A 306-nucleotide genomic window follows, 5' to 3' on the forward strand; every position below is an offset into this window, starting at 1 on the left:
CAGCAAATACAAGCCATCCGTGAAGGCCAAAAACAAGTGAATGCAACCAAGAACAGAATAGCCGAGATTGCAGCCCGCTATGATCAGCAAATGACTGTATTAGAGCAGAAGCAAGCACAACATCAAGCTCAACAGAAAACCCTTCAAAACAAGCAACAAGAGCTGCTGCAAGTGGAAAAAAAAGCGGCACAAGCAGATGGCCAAGCGAAGCAACAACGAATAGAATTATATAAACGTATCATACAAACCACTACAAATGCATTACACAGCATGATGCAAGACGTGGAATCAAGCATGGCATTGATT

The 306-nt window shown here is 42.5% G+C and carries 1 protein-coding gene; it reads left to right on the forward strand.

The window, feature by feature from the left end:
* Positions 1-306: hypothetical protein (locus PPOP_RS23195; protein WP_042230436.1), on the forward strand; the 306-nt coding region annotated here is incomplete at both ends.

Source organism: Paenibacillus popilliae ATCC 14706 (assembly GCF_000315235.1).
GTDB classification, from domain to species: domain Bacteria; phylum Bacillota; class Bacilli; order Paenibacillales; family Paenibacillaceae; genus Paenibacillus_B; species Paenibacillus_B popilliae.